This is a genomic window from uncultured Methanobrevibacter sp. (assembly GCF_900316895.1).
Lineage (GTDB): Archaea > Methanobacteriota > Methanobacteria > Methanobacteriales > Methanobacteriaceae > Methanocatella.
On sequence record NZ_ONER01000124.1, the window covers coordinates 1 to 3221 of the forward strand.

3 protein-coding genes are annotated in these 3221 nt (G+C 40.1%); 2 read left to right on the forward strand and 1 reads right to left on the reverse strand.

The genetic code is table 11. The annotated features are described in order from the left end of the window. The coding region (locus tag QZN27_RS09430; RefSeq protein WP_296786851.1) for a hypothetical protein at positions 1-659 on the reverse strand (659 nt) is incomplete at its 3' end. Positions 660-1146: 487 nt separating this feature from the next. Between QZN27_RS09430 and QZN27_RS09435 the strand changes: the two genes are divergently transcribed. Together QZN27_RS09435 and QZN27_RS09440 are read left to right on the forward strand one after the other, a co-directional pair. Next, positions 1147-1719 carry an XRE family transcriptional regulator gene (locus QZN27_RS09435; RefSeq protein WP_296786853.1) on the forward strand — a complete coding sequence of 191 codons (573 nt, stop codon included), beginning with the start codon at positions 1147-1149 and terminating at the stop codon, positions 1717-1719. Between the two features lie 158 nt (positions 1720-1877). Continuing rightward, a partial coding sequence (locus QZN27_RS09440) for an AMP-binding protein (RefSeq protein WP_296786858.1) occupies positions 1878-3221 on the forward strand: 1344 nt, incomplete at its 3' end.

Below are 3221 nucleotides of genomic sequence, written 5' to 3' on the forward strand. Positions count from 1 at the left end.
TCCTTTGTCCAGTCGGTCGCATTCTGTGCGGTTATGTTTTCAGGTATTTCATATACGAATGTGGGATAGCCCGCCTTTGCAATCGGACATGAGACAAGCTGCGCTGAAGTTGACTTGTATGCTTCATTGCCTGTTTTCGGATAGTATCCAAAATCGCTTGTGGCATGAATCTTTTTGGCCAGGTCCACTGATGCGTCATCCATTTCGGGAGTTGCCAGATAGAATCCTTCACCGTAATCCTCACCATGGGAATGGCTAATGATTACGCAGTTCGCATCGGATTTTGTCACGTCGGGATTTACATAGTCATGAACGAGCTTTTCTCCGTTTGCCCTTCCCTTGTCATAGTTTTTTGCATCCTTGGTTACATTGACCTGGTAATGTATGATGTTCACTTCCGAATGTGCTTTGGCATATTCCTTTGCTGCCTGAATTTCAGGGTCTATTGAAAGCTTTTCCCTTGGATGGATTCCTGTAATCAGTGCGATTGTATCTTCTGAAGTTGAGCATCCGTAAATCAATCTTTCAACAGTTCCCAAATCGTTTTTTGCAAGTACCTTATATGGAGCGTGCTTGTCCTGATAGTCTTCAAAGGCAATTGCCGCTCCAAGGGCTATTAGGATTACAAAAATGAGAATTATTTTTGTTCTTCTTTTCAAAGTTTCACCTTACATTTAATTTTTAATTTTAACAATAAATAGTTTTTTGGTGAACTTCTCCATTAATTAAAGAATAAGGCCGGATTGCTCCAACCTTATCCGCCAATTTTAGTTGTCTCATAACTAATATTTTTCTCATAATTCATTGTAAAGAAAGGGGAAAATTCTTTACGTTATAGTGTTTGTCCCCAAATTATATATTATTTTTCTTTGTTTTAAGGTCAATTCAACTGTTTTAAAGCAATTTTACAAAGTCAGGATGGTTGAATTTAAATATTATGCTTTTTTCACTGCAATTTCATAGGCCAAAAGCAATCATAATCACCATAATTTGATGATTTTTTTTTGAATGAACGAGCACTTTTTTAAATTAATCTCCTCTAAAATTAAATAAACTCCCAATTTTAGGATACTTTTAAATATATTATAAAATATAGTTATTAATACTTAAATCTTTTAAGTGACAATTCAAAAATGAGTGAAAAATATGACAAACGAAGACTTTGCAAAAAAGATAAAAGACATTAGAGAAAGACAAGACATGTCAATTGAAGACCTGGCCGAGAGAAGTGGCGTAAAGCTTGAAGTATTACAGGCCATGGAAGCTGGAGAAGTTATTCCGTCCCTTACTCCATTAACAAAAATGGCAAGGGCATTAGGCGTAAGGCTGGGAACATTCCTTGACGACACACCTGAACTCGGACCTGTTGTCACAAGAGGCGGCGTGACCGAAAACTCACTTTACTTCTCAGGAAGGGAAGATGTGACCAACGCAACCAACCTTGAGTTCCACTCCCTAGGGGCAGGAAAGATTGACAGAAACATAGACCCTTTCTTAATCGACATCGAGTTTGAGGAAGGCGAAAAGGAACTTTCATCTCACGAAGGGGAAGAGTTCATCTATGTTTTAGAAGGCGAAATCGAAGTAATCTATGGAAAGGACACATTCACTATAGGGGAAGGCGACACAATATTCTATGACTCAGTAGTGCCTCACCACCTACATGCAAGCGGCAACGACAAGGCAAAAATACTTGCTGTGCTCTACACTCCATACTAAATATAATTGAGGGCTTGATAATATGTTTGAAATATCACAAATGACAAAGGACAATGCTGTAATTAAATTTTTCACTCGTGATTTGGGATTGTTGCGTTTGCAAAACTATTATTTGAGCCAAAATTTGTTGAATTAAAAAAATTAAGGAGTTTATTATTATGAGTGAATTATTTACAGAATTGCCGATTGGAAAATTTTTCGAGGAAATGGTTGAAAAGCAGCCGGATCATGAATTTATGGTTTATCCGGACAGAAACTTAAGGTTTACATACAAGGAATTTAATGAAAGGGTTGATAATTTAGCTAAAGGAATGCTGGCTATTGGGATTGAACACGGAGACCGTGTTGGAATCTGGGCAAAGAATGTTCCGGAATGGCTGACATACATGTTTGCAACAGCAAGGATAGGCGCAACTATAGTGACAGTCAACACTGCCTATCAGGCACATGAGCTTGAATATGTTTTGCAGCAGTCCGAAATGAAGGCATTGGCCATGACTGACGGATTCAGGGACACCAGCTATTTTGACATCATAAATGAACTTGTCCCTGAACTCAAGAGTTGTGCAAGGGGACATCTTGTGGCTGAAAAATTCCCATTTTTGAAATTCATTTTCCATGTCGGTCAGGAAAAGCACCGAGGAATGTATAATACCAACGAACTAATCCTTTTAGGCATGAACTATGATGATGACGAATTCCAGAAGGTAAAGGATGCGGTTACACAGCATGACGTAATCAATATGCAGTATACCTCCGGAACAGAAGGGTTCCCAAAAGGAGTTATGCTTACCAGCCGTAACATTTTAAATGACGGCTATTACATTGGGGAAAACATGAACTACACCGAAAAGGACAGACTGCTCCTGCAGGTGCCTCTGTTCCACTGTTTCGGAACAGTTTTAGGTGTTATGGCGGTTATCAGCCACGGTTCAACCATGGTTGTTCTCGAGGAATATGACCCATTGCTTGCTATATCCTCAATTCAGAAGGAAAAGTGCACATCAATCTATGGTGTTCCTACAATGTTCATCGGGATGATGAACCATCCTATGTTTGAAATGTTTGACATGAGCTCACTGAGAACAGGAATCATGGCAGGTTCCACCTGTCCTGTTGAAACCATGAAGGATGCAATCAACAAGATGAACATGACTGAAATTACCAGCGTATACGGTCTTACCGAAGCTGGGCCTGGATTTACACAGACCAATGCTGCTGATTCATTCGAGAAGAAAATCAACACCGTTGGCCGCAAGTTCCCTCACATCGAAGTCAAAATCGTTGATCCCGAAACCGGCGAGGAACTTGGTCCTGGCGAAACCGGTGAGATAATGTGCAGGGGATTCAACGTCATGAAAGGATACTACAACATGCCTGAAAAGACCGCAGAGACAATCGAACCTGACGGATGGCTTCACTCAGGAGACCTTGCAACAGTCGATGAGGAAGGTTACTACTCCATTGTGGGCCGTATCAAGGACATGATTATCCGTGGTGGA

Excerpts from the sequence above, each read along its gene's own strand:
- QZN27_RS09435 (WP_296786853.1), top strand. The coding sequence starts at position 1,147 with ATGACAAACGAAGACTTTGCAAAAAAGATAAAAGACATTAGAGAAAGA.